This window comes from Mucilaginibacter ginsenosidivorax, assembly GCF_007971525.1.
Lineage (GTDB): Bacteria > Bacteroidota > Bacteroidia > Sphingobacteriales > Sphingobacteriaceae > Mucilaginibacter > Mucilaginibacter ginsenosidivorax.
Map to the genome: position 1 here is coordinate 3454615 of NZ_CP042437.1, position 12670 is coordinate 3467284.

General features: G+C 42.4%; 16 protein-coding genes. 7 read left to right on the plus strand and 9 right to left on the minus strand.

Annotated elements, in window-relative coordinates; all coding sequences use genetic code 11:
* Nucleotides 1-28: 28 nt before the first annotated feature.
* Nucleotides 29-559, minus strand: coding sequence for a YceI family protein (locus FSB76_RS14415; RefSeq protein ID WP_158642901.1), 531 nt, complete (start codon nucleotides 557-559; stop codon nucleotides 29-31).
* A 143-nt stretch (nucleotides 560-702) separates the two neighbouring features.
* Between FSB76_RS14415 and FSB76_RS14420 the strand changes: the two genes are divergently transcribed.
* Nucleotides 703-1587 carry a UbiA family prenyltransferase gene (locus FSB76_RS14420; RefSeq protein ID WP_147054460.1) on the plus strand — a complete coding sequence of 295 codons (885 nt, stop codon included), beginning with the start codon at nucleotides 703-705 and terminating at the stop codon, nucleotides 1585-1587.
* A gap of 1282 nt (nucleotides 1588-2869) precedes the next feature.
* Here FSB76_RS14420 and tnpA read toward each other — a convergent pair.
* Genes tnpA through FSB76_RS14440 form a run of 4 tightly spaced genes read right to left on the minus strand, consistent with a single transcriptional unit; the run spans nucleotide 2870 to nucleotide 5669 of the window.
* A complete protein-coding gene (gene tnpA / locus FSB76_RS14425; protein ID WP_147054462.1) occupies nucleotides 2870-3337 on the minus strand; it encodes an IS200/IS605 family transposase in 468 nt (155 codons plus the stop codon).
* A 48-nt stretch (nucleotides 3338-3385) separates the two neighbouring features.
* Nucleotides 3386-4696 (minus strand): carbohydrate porin, encoded by a 1311-nt coding sequence (locus tag FSB76_RS14430; RefSeq protein ID WP_147054464.1) that lies wholly within the window; start codon nucleotides 4694-4696, stop codon nucleotides 3386-3388.
* Between the two features lie 34 nt (nucleotides 4697-4730).
* Nucleotides 4731-5378, minus strand: coding sequence for an HD domain-containing protein (locus FSB76_RS14435; RefSeq protein ID WP_147054466.1), 648 nt, complete (start codon nucleotides 5376-5378; stop codon nucleotides 4731-4733).
* A 51-nt stretch (nucleotides 5379-5429) separates the two neighbouring features.
* On the minus strand, nucleotides 5430-5669 hold the full coding sequence (locus tag FSB76_RS14440; RefSeq protein WP_147054468.1) for a helix-turn-helix domain-containing protein: 240 nt from the start codon (nucleotides 5667-5669) through the stop codon (nucleotides 5430-5432).
* Between the two features lie 470 nt (nucleotides 5670-6139).
* Between FSB76_RS14440 and FSB76_RS14445 the strand changes: the two genes are divergently transcribed.
* The gene (locus tag FSB76_RS14445; protein ID WP_147054470.1) at nucleotides 6140-6736 is read left to right on the plus strand and encodes a flavodoxin family protein; all 597 of its coding nucleotides are present in this window, start codon (nucleotides 6140-6142) and stop codon (nucleotides 6734-6736) included.
* A 33-nt stretch (nucleotides 6737-6769) separates the two neighbouring features.
* On the opposite strand, the gene FSB76_RS14450 is transcribed toward FSB76_RS14445, so the two are convergent.
* Together FSB76_RS14450 and FSB76_RS14455 are read right to left on the minus strand one after the other, a co-directional pair.
* On the minus strand, nucleotides 6770-7198 hold the full coding sequence (locus tag FSB76_RS14450; protein WP_147054472.1) for a PepSY-like domain-containing protein: 429 nt from the start codon (nucleotides 7196-7198) through the stop codon (nucleotides 6770-6772).
* Nucleotides 7199-7296: 98 nt separating this feature from the next.
* On the minus strand, nucleotides 7297-8397 hold the full coding sequence (locus FSB76_RS14455) for a DUF4407 domain-containing protein (protein ID WP_147054474.1): 1101 nt from the start codon (nucleotides 8395-8397) through the stop codon (nucleotides 7297-7299).
* 208 nt (nucleotides 8398-8605) lie between these two features.
* Here FSB76_RS14455 and FSB76_RS14460 point away from each other — a divergent pair, with 208 nt between their 5' ends.
* The 5 genes from FSB76_RS14460 (at nucleotide 8606) to FSB76_RS14480 (ending at nucleotide 11035) form a co-directional block, all read left to right on the plus strand.
* Complete coding sequence (locus tag FSB76_RS14460) at nucleotides 8606-8920, plus strand: rhodanese-like domain-containing protein (RefSeq protein ID WP_090641589.1); 315 nt, start codon at nucleotides 8606-8608, stop codon at nucleotides 8918-8920.
* Nucleotides 8921-8922: 2 nt separating this feature from the next.
* Complete coding sequence (locus FSB76_RS14465) at nucleotides 8923-9111, plus strand: DUF6358 family protein (protein ID WP_147054475.1); 189 nt, start codon at nucleotides 8923-8925, stop codon at nucleotides 9109-9111.
* Between the two features lie 9 nt (nucleotides 9112-9120).
* On the plus strand, nucleotides 9121-10026 hold the full coding sequence (locus FSB76_RS14470) for a prohibitin family protein (protein WP_147054477.1): 906 nt from the start codon (nucleotides 9121-9123) through the stop codon (nucleotides 10024-10026).
* A gap of 191 nt (nucleotides 10027-10217) precedes the next feature.
* Complete coding sequence (locus FSB76_RS14475; protein ID WP_147054479.1) at nucleotides 10218-10643, plus strand: DUF3805 domain-containing protein; 426 nt, start codon at nucleotides 10218-10220, stop codon at nucleotides 10641-10643.
* An 80-nt stretch (nucleotides 10644-10723) separates the two neighbouring features.
* Complete coding sequence (locus tag FSB76_RS14480) at nucleotides 10724-11035, plus strand: hypothetical protein (protein ID WP_147054481.1); 312 nt, start codon at nucleotides 10724-10726, stop codon at nucleotides 11033-11035.
* Nucleotides 11036-11153: 118 nt separating this feature from the next.
* Here the strand turns inward: FSB76_RS14480 and FSB76_RS14485 are convergent, their stop codons facing one another.
* Together FSB76_RS14485 and pyrH are read right to left on the minus strand one after the other, a co-directional pair.
* A complete protein-coding gene (locus tag FSB76_RS14485) occupies nucleotides 11154-11666 on the minus strand; it encodes a lipocalin family protein (protein WP_147054483.1) in 513 nt (170 codons plus the stop codon).
* A gap of 185 nt (nucleotides 11667-11851) precedes the next feature.
* Nucleotides 11852-12556, minus strand: coding sequence for a UMP kinase (gene pyrH / locus FSB76_RS14490; protein WP_090638821.1), 705 nt, complete (start codon nucleotides 12554-12556; stop codon nucleotides 11852-11854).
* Nucleotides 12557-12670: the final 114 nt, after the last annotated feature.

A 12670-nucleotide genomic window follows, 5' to 3' on the forward strand; every position in this document is an offset into this window, starting at 1 on the left:
TCGACTTAGAACTTTCGACTTAACGACTTTATTTGCTGATCTCGGTTTCTATCGAAACATTGGCCTCGTTGGATAAAATCACGTTTTTGCCCCCAACGCCAAAATCTGTCCTTAAAACCTGGAAATCGCCTTTAAACGTGGCACTGCTACCTGCTTCAACATACGTAAAAGGTATTTCTATCAGTTTTGTTTTGTCTCTGATAGTTACGTTAAAACTGCCGGTATAGTTGTTTCCGCTTTTATGTTTAAATGAAACTGACTTTAAAATGATCTTTGGATATTTAGCCGCATCAAAGTAGTCTTCGCTCTTCAGGTGGTTGTCGCGGCTTTCATTATCGGTATTCACTGTGTTTGATGCCACCGAGGCCTCTATCGAGCTTGTTGCGAGGCTGGCTGGCTTAAAATTAATATCGGCATTAAAGCCCCCAAAAGAGCCTTCGACATTGAAGCCCAGATTTTTGATTTTAAAAGTAACTGCCGATTTGGTTACTTTATTTTGCGCAAACGTGTTTGCTGCTAAAAAAAATAAAATTGCAATGCTAAATAGTTTCCTGGTCATACTGCTGCTAAGGTGATTTTCAAACATAATAATTTATCTGTAACTAATTTTTACATTAGTAAGATTAAGCAACCTGCTGCAGGTTTAATACGTTTCAACAAATAGTATTGGTTGCTTTTACCTATGGATATAAATCTGCCCGCATGAAATTGAAACAATTAATCCCAACACCATCGGCCTGGGCCCACATGCGTTTTGTTTTCTCTGTTTTTTTGTTGCCTGTTTACCTGTTTGCTTTTAGCCAGGCCACATTTGTGCAGCCGGGGCAGGCTGTGCTTATATTTTTTATCTGGCATTTTCTGGCGTTCCCGGCCAGTAACGGGTATAACAGTTATTTTGATAAGGACGAGGATAGCATTGGCCTGCTGGAAAAACCGCCCGAGGTTGATATCAGCCTGTACTATTTTTCTATCCTGCTGGAGGCACTGGCCTTTGGCCTGGGTTTTTTAATTAGCTGGGAGTTTGCGGTGGCGGTACTTATTTATGGCATCATGTCTAAATTGTACAGCCATCCGGCTACGCGGTTAAAAAAGTACGCCATCATCAGTTTTTTAACGGTGTTTATTTTCCAGGGATGTTTTATTTATTACGTCACCTATTCGGCATTAAGCGGGCTCAGCCTGTTCATGCATTGGGATACCGGGTTTATTGTAGCCGGGGCAATTTGTTCGTGCCTCATTGGCGCATCGTACCCGCTCACCCAGGTTTACCAGCACGAAGAAGACAGCCGCCGCGGCGACAGGACAATCAGTTTATTATTGGGCTACAATGGCTCATTTATTTTTTCGGGTGCCATGTTTGCGCTGGGCATAGCCGGCTCATTTTACTATTGGCACATGGAGGGCAAAATGGCCAACTTTTACTTTTTCCTGGTATGCGCGCTCCCTATATTTTTATTTTTCAACTACTGGTTTTACAAAGTGGGAAAATCGACAGCGCATGCTGATTTTAAAAACGCCATGCGCATGAACTTTTTAAGTTCGGGTTGTATGCTGGTTTATTTCGGCACCCTTGCGCTGATAAGTTAAAAGGTTGAATTATGGTTGGCATGCGAATTTATAAATACAATCTGTCCTTCAGGTGAATTCGGTTTTTAATAAGCTTTGACAGATTTGCGGCTCGGGGGCAATCAAGGTAAAGTTCGATAGTTCCTACGGAGCAAAACCTATTTTTCCTGTTTCTTTCTACAAATTGGTAGAGGCTGTCTCATAAGTAAAATGGAGGCTCTGAGAATCGTCTATACAAAAACGTTCTCCGCCACCTATCCGAATAAATAAAAGAAAAAGAGGCTGTTCTCTTACTTATGAGACAGCCTCAATCTCCGCAGATAATCAGACGTGACACCACAATTTAGGTCACCGCTATGAAACAATCAGAATCAATGTTGTTAAACCAACTGTTTATGCAGATTGGCTACTCCGTGGCAATCAAGACAAAGTTCGATAGTTAAGTAGCTCCTACGGCGCAATCTCCGCAGATAATCAGACGTGACACCCCAATTTAGGTAACCGCTAAGAAACAATCAGAATCAATGTTGTTAAGCCAACTGTTTATGCAGATTGGCTACTCCGTAGCAATCAAGGCAAAGTTCGATAGTTAGGTAGCGCCTACGGCGCAAAAGCAATTATCTTGTTTTTTCTACAAATTGGTAGCGCCTATGGCGCAATCCCGTAGATATGTAATATCCAATGTTAGGTAGCAGCTACAAGGCAGTCAAAATCAACGTTAGTAAACCCCAAGTTTCTACTAATTTATATTCGCTACTAAACAAGCTGAATCACCCTAACTAAACGATGCAAATCTATCCCGTAGGGATAACCTATTTGTAGAAAAAACGGCCCAAGATATTTTTGCCTCGTAGAGGCTACCTGATTTGACAATGCTAATCGTCTAACAAATCGTGAAATATGTACCTTTCATCATACTCAATACCGTGCTTTTTTAGCATATCAAGGTACTCATCCCTAAACGATTTCTTTTGATGATGTTCTTTTTGGGCAAAAATATCCTTGACTACTGAATTAATCTGATATCTACAATTGCTAAAGGCTCCATAATTTTTCTACAAGTGATAGCACCAATGGCGCAATCCCCGTGGAAAATTAAACGTAATATCCACGTTAGACAACAACTACAAGGCGATCAAAATAGACGTTAGTAAACCCCAAGTTTCTACTAATTTATATTCGCTACTAAACAAGCTGAATCACCCTAACTAAACAATGCCAATCTATCCCGTAGGGATAACCTATTTGTAGAAAAAACCTCAAAGATATTTTTGCCTCGTAGAGGCTACCTGATTCGATAGTTCTAATCGTCTAACAGATCGTGAAATATGTATCTTTCATCATACTCAATACCGTGTTTTTTTAGCATATCGACATACTCGTCTTTAAACGTTTTCTTTTGATGGTGTTCTTTTTGGGCAAGAATATACTTGGCCACCGAATCAATTTGAGATTTGCTATTGCTAAATGCGCCATAACCCTCCTGCCATTGAAACTTTCTTTTAGTAAATCCCTGCTTATTTACCATTTCGGAACTATCTCCTTTTACAAGGCGCATTATCTCGGATATGGATTGTTTAGGATTAAGACCAATGAAAAGATGTGTATGATCTGTCGCCGAATTTATCGCCAATAACTTATGCCCATTGTTTTGGACGATACCTGTAATGTAGCGATGCAAATCATCTTCCCATTCGGGCCGAATAATGGCCATTCTGTATTTTACAGCGAATACGAAGTGAATGTATAATTGAGTGTAAGTATTAGGCATCGTCAAATTTAATGTTGTATCGGGCTTTTTTCAAATACAACATCAAATTTAAAACTCCACGTGTACCCTTAACGAAAACACATTCACCGGCCCCCTGTCTTTATTATACGCCGGGTTTACAATAAACTGGTAATCGGGCGAAAGCCAGAATTTTTTTTGATAGGCGTTAATTTTGTAATACAACTCGGCAATCAGCTCGTTGCTGTAATTTAACTTGCCATCGCCAATAATGAAACCATAACCACCTGCGGCCAGGTAATCGCGGTGTGGGGCCGATAGGCCGTTTACTACAAATGCCAGCCCAAGTTCGTCGTCGTCGCGTTTCCAGGAATTGCCTTTTAGCACGCCGCCAAAACTTAACGAGCGGTCTATCTCGGTAAAATACCAGGTTTCAGTATGGCCGTCATTATAGCTCAATTTGGCGAATACACCAAAATCTTTACTCAGGTACTGGTCGGCACTGATGCCGAAACCATATTTGTGTTTGCCATAAACTAAATTGGTGTCAACCACGGGGTTAACAGCGCTTGCGGCAAGGGCATCGCGGTAGTTACCCATTTTGCCATTATTACGGAACCCTAAAATACGGACGGTACCTTTATTGCCATTGATAGTATAGCGCCTTTCATACTCCATGGTCTGGGTGTTGGCTTTGCCAACTTTGGCATCCCATATGGCGCCGTTGGCGGTAGTTGTCGACATGGTGAAGGCGAATCTCAGCGTCCAGTTGGGCATGCCTAATTCGGTATGGATACCCATGGCATAGCCGCGGGTGTTGGCGGGATAATCCCAGGCGCCGTTATCCATCAGCGACCAGTTCATGAACTGCGAGCGTGGGTCGTGGCTAAATTCGTTACCATCGTAAAAATCGGCCATGCCAAATTTACCTGCGGTAACCGAAAAATAGCGTTTACTTTTTAAGCCGGCAAGCTGGTTATTCTCATCCTGCAGGGTATCTTTCTCTTTTCCCCATTCAAAGTTTTGGGTAAAGTATAAACGGGCAATATAAATTTTAGGTTCCGAGCCGCCAACGCGAAAAGTTTCGCCATTGGGGAAACCCGCAACCCCCAGGGTTTTACTCAAGCCCGATCCGCCGGACAGTTCGGGGTTAAAAAATGCCGACGCCCCTTTCCAAAGCCTGGCCCCGCCAAACAGCGTGGTGGTGATGGAACTTTGGGTTTCTGACTGGGTAAGCAAACTATTATCGCCGGTATAATTGGCCCCGAAGGATGGTTTATACTGGGTAATAACCGTTTGCTGGAAATGAAAATTAAACCGTTGCTGTTTAAGCGTATCCTGGGCCTTTGCTGTAAGCATAGTGCACAACAGCGGCGTTATAAAAAGTAAAGATTTTTTCATGTGTAAAAGTTGATCCTGAAACGATTATGGGGGCTTATGGTTTGCACTCCAGGTAAAATTGCTGCAAATAAGCTACCATAAACTGATGACGCTGCCCGGCCAGCTGGCGACCGGTTGGGGTGTTCATCTTATCTTTAAGCAGTAATAATTTTTCGTAAAAGTGATTAATGGAGGGGGCGGGCGAATTTTTATACTCTTCCTTGCTCATGTTTAAATTGGGCTCAATTTCGGGATTGTAAATTTCGCGCCCTTTAAAACCACCATAGTTAAAGGCCCTGGCTATGCCAATAGCGCCAATGGCATCAAGCCTGTCGGCATCCTGTACAATAGCCAGCTCGGGCGAGTAGAAGGTTTGTTTATCAAAGCTTGCTTTAAACGACATATGCCGGATAATTTGCTGCACATGTTCAATGGTAGCCGCATCAACACCCTGGCTCAACAAATAGTTGCCGGCAGTGCGCGGCCCTATTTCTTCGTCGCCGTTATGAAATTTACTGTCGGCAATATCATGAAGCAAGGCGGCAAGTTCAACAATAAGAGGATCGGCTTTTTCGGTTTGGGATATCAGTTTGGCGTTGGTCCAAACGCGGTGTATGTGCCACCAGTCGTGGCCACCTTCGGCATTTTTTAGTGTTTCCCGCACAAAATGTACGGTATTGTCAATCAATTTTCCTGTTTCCATCCGGCTGCAAATATACATTACCCGGCGAAAAAGGAACCTATTTAATGCAGATTACGCAGCAGCAGTTTTTTCGGTAGCTATCAGTTCGTGCACATCAACCTCCAATATGGCGGCTATCTGGAAAAGTCTTTCTACTGTTATTTTGGTATAACCGAGCTCGATTTTACTATATGCATTTTGCGATATTTTTAATTTTGCAGCCAGGTATTCCTGCGTATAAGATAACTGTTCACGGGTTTTCCTGATGTTGGCCGCAATAGCCTTGATTTTATAATTCAGCGTATCTTTCATTACTACTAATAATGTTTTAACTATCCATTACCTACGATATTAATAGATCTTTGGATTTTTTGTTTTTTATTTTTTTTTCTAACGGGCTCAAAAAGAGGGTTTAAAACCCTTATTTCAATAAAAAGAAACGAGGGATCAATAGCGTTTTTTAATAATAGATTAAGGAGTATTTAATCTATATGAAATCAACTATTGTGTTTAAGCAACCTCGTTTTGAAGATGATTTTTTATTTCAGCTTAAAAACAGGAGCCCGGCAGTTCTTTTCTTAAAAAAAACACCAACAGGGTCGCAAGCATGTGTTAACTCATAGTTAGACCGTTTGGGGGGATCGTTATTGAGGTGTTGTGTCTTTAAAAAAAAGCCACTTTTAACAACAGATTAATGACATGCCATCTGATTTTATAATTCCCGAATCAGACATCAAATAATACAGGGTTAAACATTAAGGGCTTTTCATAGTTATCAATACATGAAAGCATTGGTATTAAACTGCACACTGAAACCATCGCCCCTGCCATCAAATACCGAAGCGCTGGCCACGGAGGTTGTGCATGCACTGGAAAAACTTGGGGCCAAAACCAAAATGATCCGCGTGGCAGATTATGATGTAAAAACCGGCTCAAAATCTGATATGGGCGAAGGCGATGGCTGGCCGGCAATACTGAAAGAACTATTAGCCGCCGATATATTAATTATGGCTACGCCTACCTGGATGGGCACGCTATCAAGTATAGCCATGCGGGTTATGGAGCGCATAAACGGCTTATACCCCGTTAAAGATGAAGAGGGCAGGCCTGTTACCTACAACAAAGTGGCAGGCTTTGTAGTTACCGGCGAAGAAGATGGCGCCAGGCATGTAGTTACCGAAATTGCGGGCGGACTTATGGACGTGGGCTTTACTATAGCCCCGCAATCATATACTTACTGGAACAATGGCCCCGGCCCGGGCAAGGCATATCTCGATTCGGATTTCAGGAAAGATTGGTCGAAGCAAACAGGAAAGCTGGTTGCCGCCAATGTAGTTGCGGTGGCTAAGGCATTAAAAAAAACGCCCATTCCGGCATAGGAACAGGCGTATATTGGGTTAGCAGGTTACCAATCAGTCTTTTTTTACAAAGTTTCCTGTTTCATCAAAAATCAGGTCGCCTACCTTTATTTCGGCCTCATAAAAGGTTTTGCCGGTGGCATCGGTAACTTTGCCGGCTTCCTTTATCTTTGCACCTTTATAATGTGCTGCAACATAAGGGGCGATGCTTTGAGGCAGCGCGCTTATTTTTATGGCATTTACAATTTCAACAAAAGTACCGGCTGGCGTAAACACCGCAGAGTTATCTTCGCCCGATTTGCCGCCCCAGTTGGCTTCATAGTTGCCTTTTTCTTTTTCCCATGTTACTTTGCCTGCAGCCGGGTATTTGGTTGCCAACGCCGACTTTACTGCGGCAGGGACATCTTTTAATTTAAGATCCTGTGCCGTAACAACGCCCGAAGCAAGGCCGAGCGCCATTAAAAATGATAGTTTCTTCATCATGATAAATTTAATTTACACAAGGATAAACTACCAATCTGGAGAAATGCTGGCCGCTTTTTGTAGAAATTTTGGATAATGAAATGATGTTCAGTTAATTACTAAAATTCATATTTCGACTCTGAGGAGATTACCCGTTTTCGTCGTTCTACATCGGTTTCCAGGCTATGATCGTAAGTGTTATCGGTCACGGTAATATTCAGGTCTTTATCCCTGTCGGCCATGTACATATTGGCCTCGGCAGTTTTGGCAACGGCCACATCGTACGGCCCCTTGGGCGACATTAGTTTAACAAATACCGGTAAACATTCAAATAAAATGAACAGGTAGCCAATAAACGAGATGGCCAGATAGGTGTCCAGGTCGCGCGTGCCATTTTCATTGTATGATAGCTGGCCCAGCGCCCAGTTCCGGTCGGAAAAACCGGCCACATTGGCCAGGCTATCCAGCTGATGATCGGTAAATAGCCGGGTACTGTTTAGCCCCTCATAATCTTTGCGGTGGCCCAGGTATGCGTCAAGCTGGCCCAGGTTATCGGTAACGGTTTTCAGGCGGGCTTCTTTTTCTTCCAGCACGGCTTGTTTCTGCTTGGCATAGGTACCGTAGCCGGTAATGCCCGATGTTTGGTTGGTTTTATCGCCAAAAACCTCCTGGTTAAGCAGGAAACGGCTCCGGTTAATGTCTTTCTCGAGCGAATCTTTTTCCTTTTTCAGATCATTGGTTTTACCCATCTCCATGGCATACTTTTGATTGTACGTTTTTTCGAGGGTATCAATTTTACGGTGCTGACCTTTCAGGTAGGATAGTTTTAATTTCTGGCGGATCTCTTTATCAAATATCTTCAGTTCCAACGGGCGCGATATTACTATACCAATCATTATGGCCAGTAATATCCGGGGCGATGCCTGCAGTATCTGCTGGTTGGTTGTACCTTCTTTATTAATGCTCGATACAATGTACCTGTCCATGTTAAAGATGGCTGTTCCCCATAATAATCCAAACAGTATTGCAAAGCCAACAGCAAAGGCATCGCCGTTAAAAACAAAGTACATGGCATAGCCTCCCGAAAGGGATGCAAACAATGCCGTGAAAAATATGGTAGCCCCAATGCCCACATACTTATTATGCTCGATGGGGTATTTTTTAAGTGTATCTATATGCGCTCCTGAACAAAACCAGAAAAAGCGGGTAACTTTTTTCATGTATATCGTTTTTTAAATAGATGCCGGTTAATATTTGTGTCAAATTATTAACGTGGCTATCTGCCATTTGCCGGCCAAAGATGGTTAAAAAAGCATATTGTGCAGCAAATCATATAATAAACGCTCTTAGGCATTGATTGTTACAAAAATTGCACGTAATTATTTGCATTGGAAAAAAAGCTACCTTTGGATTATAATTTTATTGATCATGAACGAGATAACCGTACAGGAGTTAAAAGAAAAAAAAGAAAAAGGCGAAGATTTTCAGCTAATTGATGTTAGGGAAGATTTTGAATATGAAACATCAAACCTTGGTGGATTATCTATCCCCCTTGGCGGCATTTTAATTGAGAGCGAAAAAGTATCTAAAGATAAACCGGTAGTAGTAATGTGCCGCAGCGGCAAGCGCAGTGCAGCAGCTATTATGCAGCTGGAGCAAAGGGGTTTTACCAACCTGTACAACCTGCGCGGCGGTATTTTAGCCTGGGCGGCCGAGATTGACCCCGACTTAAGCGTATATTAATCATGGCTTTTAAATTAATACTTAACGTGCTATATACCATTGGTTTGGTATTATGCGCTTTTGTGGCTTACCAGTACTTTATGGCCAAAAACTACCCGGTTATGGCTGCTGCGATAGCTGTGGGCCTGGTGGTTATTTTCTTAAAAATAAGACTGTTAAAAGACGTAAAGAACTCGCAGAAAAAGGTGTAACTTCATTGCATGTTTATAGCAATATTAGGAGTTATCGTGCTCGTGGTGGGCATCGTACTCAAACGCTCGCCCGAACCGGCCAGCCACTTTAGTAGTACCATAAGTATAGTTGGCGGGGCATTGGTGGTCATTGGCTTGCTGCTGTCCAGTTTCAAGGTTATTGAACCCGGAAAAGTAGGTGTACAAGTACTTTTCGGCAAAGTGCAGGACCATATTTTAGAAAGTGGCCTGCATGTTGTAAATCCAGTTGTCGAGATCACGACCTTTGATGTGCGCTTGCAAACCTACACCATGAGCGCCGTTCATGACGAAGGCTCAAAAGAAGGCGACGATGCAATCCGGGTATTGTCGTCTGATGGTCTTGAGGTGGCTATTGACCTTTCTGTTCAGTACAAGGTAAATGCCGATAAAGCTCCATTTATTATGCAAAACATTGGCGAAGACTATTTAGAGAAAATAGTGCGCCCGGTTTCAAGAACAGCCATCCGCGATAACGCCGTAAATTATGCAGCTGTTGATCTTTATTCAACCAAACGGCAGGAATTTCAGGATAGGATAAACAGGTTTATTACGGCCAACTTTGCTAAACGGGGCCTGGAATTGCAACAGATCCTGGTGCGTAACATCACCTTGCCTGCATCGGTAAGGGCCAGCATAGAATCCAAAATAAACGCCGAGCAGGATGCCCAGAAAATGCAATTTGTGTTGCAAAAAGAAAAGCAGGAAGCCGAACGCAAGCGTGTAGAGGCCCAGGGTATTGCCGACTATCAAAAGATACTTTCAACCGGTTTGTCGGATAAGCAATTACAGTACGAGGCTATTAAAGCCCAGATTGCTATAGCCACTTCGCCAAACGCCAAAGTGATCATCATGGGTGGCGGCAAGGGAAACCCGATAATGCTGAGCGATAAATAATGCACACGAATTTTGCACACGAATTTCTCTAATTGAATCGAATTTAATACACACGAATAATCACGAATTGAATCGAATTTCACGAATTATAAGCAGACTTCCGAAGTTTTTGAAACTTCGGAAGTCTTTTTTTTAAAAGTAGAACTTTTTTTAATTGTAGGCCTGAAACCTAAAATCACATTGAGGAGATTATGAATTACTGGAAATTTACATCCGCAGCCGGTTGGTTTTCGACTCTGTTGCCCGATAATTGGTCGGAATATGACGATGATGAAGGTACATATGCATTCTTCAATACGGATAAATGGAGCGGCAATTTACGTATAACGCCAAATAAATGGGAAAATAGTCCCGATATAGCGAGTGCCATTATCACGGGTGAATTGAAAAGTAACCCGCAAGCCGTAGCTACGAAAATAGGGAACTGGGATGCTGCCTTTTATAGCCAAAAAGGTAGTGATGACACGCTTAACTACTTCTGGACGACCGGAACCCAAAACTTTATATTTATATGCTCCTTTTCGGTTAATATAGCGTTTCTTGGAACAGACGCCCATGACAAAGAACTGTGCGTTGTAGAGAAGATCCTTGGCAATATTGAAATAAATTTGGACTGAAAACATTATACCGGTTTACATTTCGCAAAAAAACAAAAGCTTTTCCGATTCAACGCTTTTTTAAGATGACAACCTGAACAATGGTAAATCCAACAGATAAACTTGAAACTAAATGGCAGCCAATCGTTATGTTTTATGGGGTTGCTTTGCTGCTTATCATCATTGGTGCATCCATTTCGCCCACCAATTTAGCCGGGGCGGGGATCGACTTAATCTTCGTGCTGATTGCCGTCATCGGCAACATCGTTCTGCTTTCCAGGTCGGTATTTAAACTGATAAAACACGGTAAAGCCTTCCGGGTAGCTGTAGCAATTCACGCCGGAGTGTTTATGCTTTGGTTCGGGACACTCATGTTTACTGTTATCTACGCTGCCATAACATCATCAAAATAAAAAGCCACCCTGTCACAGGCGGCTTTTATCGTTTTCAGGAAGGTAATATAAAATATCGTTGTGTTTAGCCGCCCCGATAATTCGTGAAATTCGATTCAATTAGAGAAATTAGTGTGTATTATTCATTTGCCCTATGATGCTGTGATACCAGCTTATCAACCGGGTAGCCCATTGCTTTACATTTGGCCACAATTTTGTCGAATTCGCCCTGCGGCATGGTTGGCTTGCGGCTCATGATAAACAGGAACTTATAATCGGGGTGGCCGACAACCGCGTAAGAGTAATCTTCGGCAATGTCAATAACCCAGTAATCAACCTTAATTGGCCATATAAACTGGGCTTTCATTTGGGCTGCATTATCATCTTTATCCGGGAAAAGCTTCGATTTATAGGTTTTTACCTCGTTATCTTCTCCCTTTTTGGCTATTGTTATCACATTATAATAGCCATCCTTATTCAAGGTATAATTGGTAGTAGTTTCTTTTGTATCCTTATCAAACATGGTTGGTATTGATGATAATGAATACCATTTACCCGAAAACTTAGTCAGATCGACCTTAACTACCGGTTTATTAACCGGACCAACCATACTGGTAATAAATAATAGCAGTGCCGTGCCAATTGCTTTCATAAACTAAAAAAAATAACGCCCCGTTTATTCCAATTACGGAATAACGGGGCGTTAAGATTTTTTTAGTGTATAGCGGATGGTTGTAACAAGTGTGTCATTGCGAGCGATAGCGTGGCAACCTCGTTGCTCGCATGGCGGATTTGCATTGGTTACGAGATTGCTTAGTTCCTCGCAATGACAAAAAACTACTTCACCAACGTACCAATGGCTTCGCCTTTGGCTATTTTCATGAAGTTGCCTTCTTTGTTCATATCAAATACGATGATAGGCAGCTTGTTTTCCTGGCATAGGGTAATGGCTGTCATGTCCATTACGTTTAAGCCTTTATCATATACTTCCTGGAAACTGATTTCGTCGTAACGGGTTGCTGTGGGGTCTTTCTCCGGGTCGGCGGTGTAAATGCCGTCAACGCGGGTGCCTTTTAGTACCACATCGGCTTTAATTTCAATAGCACGTAACGATGCAGCTGTGTCGGTAGTAAAATATGGGTTACCGGTACCGGCACCAAAAATCACTATTTTACCAACCTCTAAATGGTGCATAGCGCGGCGGCGAATGTATGGTTCGCAAATTTGCTCCATTTTAATAGCCGATTGCAGGCGGGTTTCAACACCAATACTTTCTAATGCATTTTGCAGTGCCATACAGTTAATAACGGTGGCAAGCATGCCCATATAATCAGCCTGTGCACGTTCCATGCCCGATTTTTCGGCGCTCAGGCCCCTAAAAATATTACCGCCGCCAACAACTATCGCAATTTCCATTCCTGTGTCGTAAACACTTTTAATATCCTGGGCATATTGCAAAACCTGTGCATTGTCAATGCCATATTGCCTTGTACCCATAAGCGATTCGCCCGAAAGCTTCAGTAAGATTCTTTTGTATTTCATTTGGTGTGATTTGTTATTAACAGAAATAAAGGGAACTTGCTTTTGTAGATATCATGAATTGATAAAGCGTTGTTCATATGAGGTGTCGTTCCGCAAAAATAGCGAATAAAAATT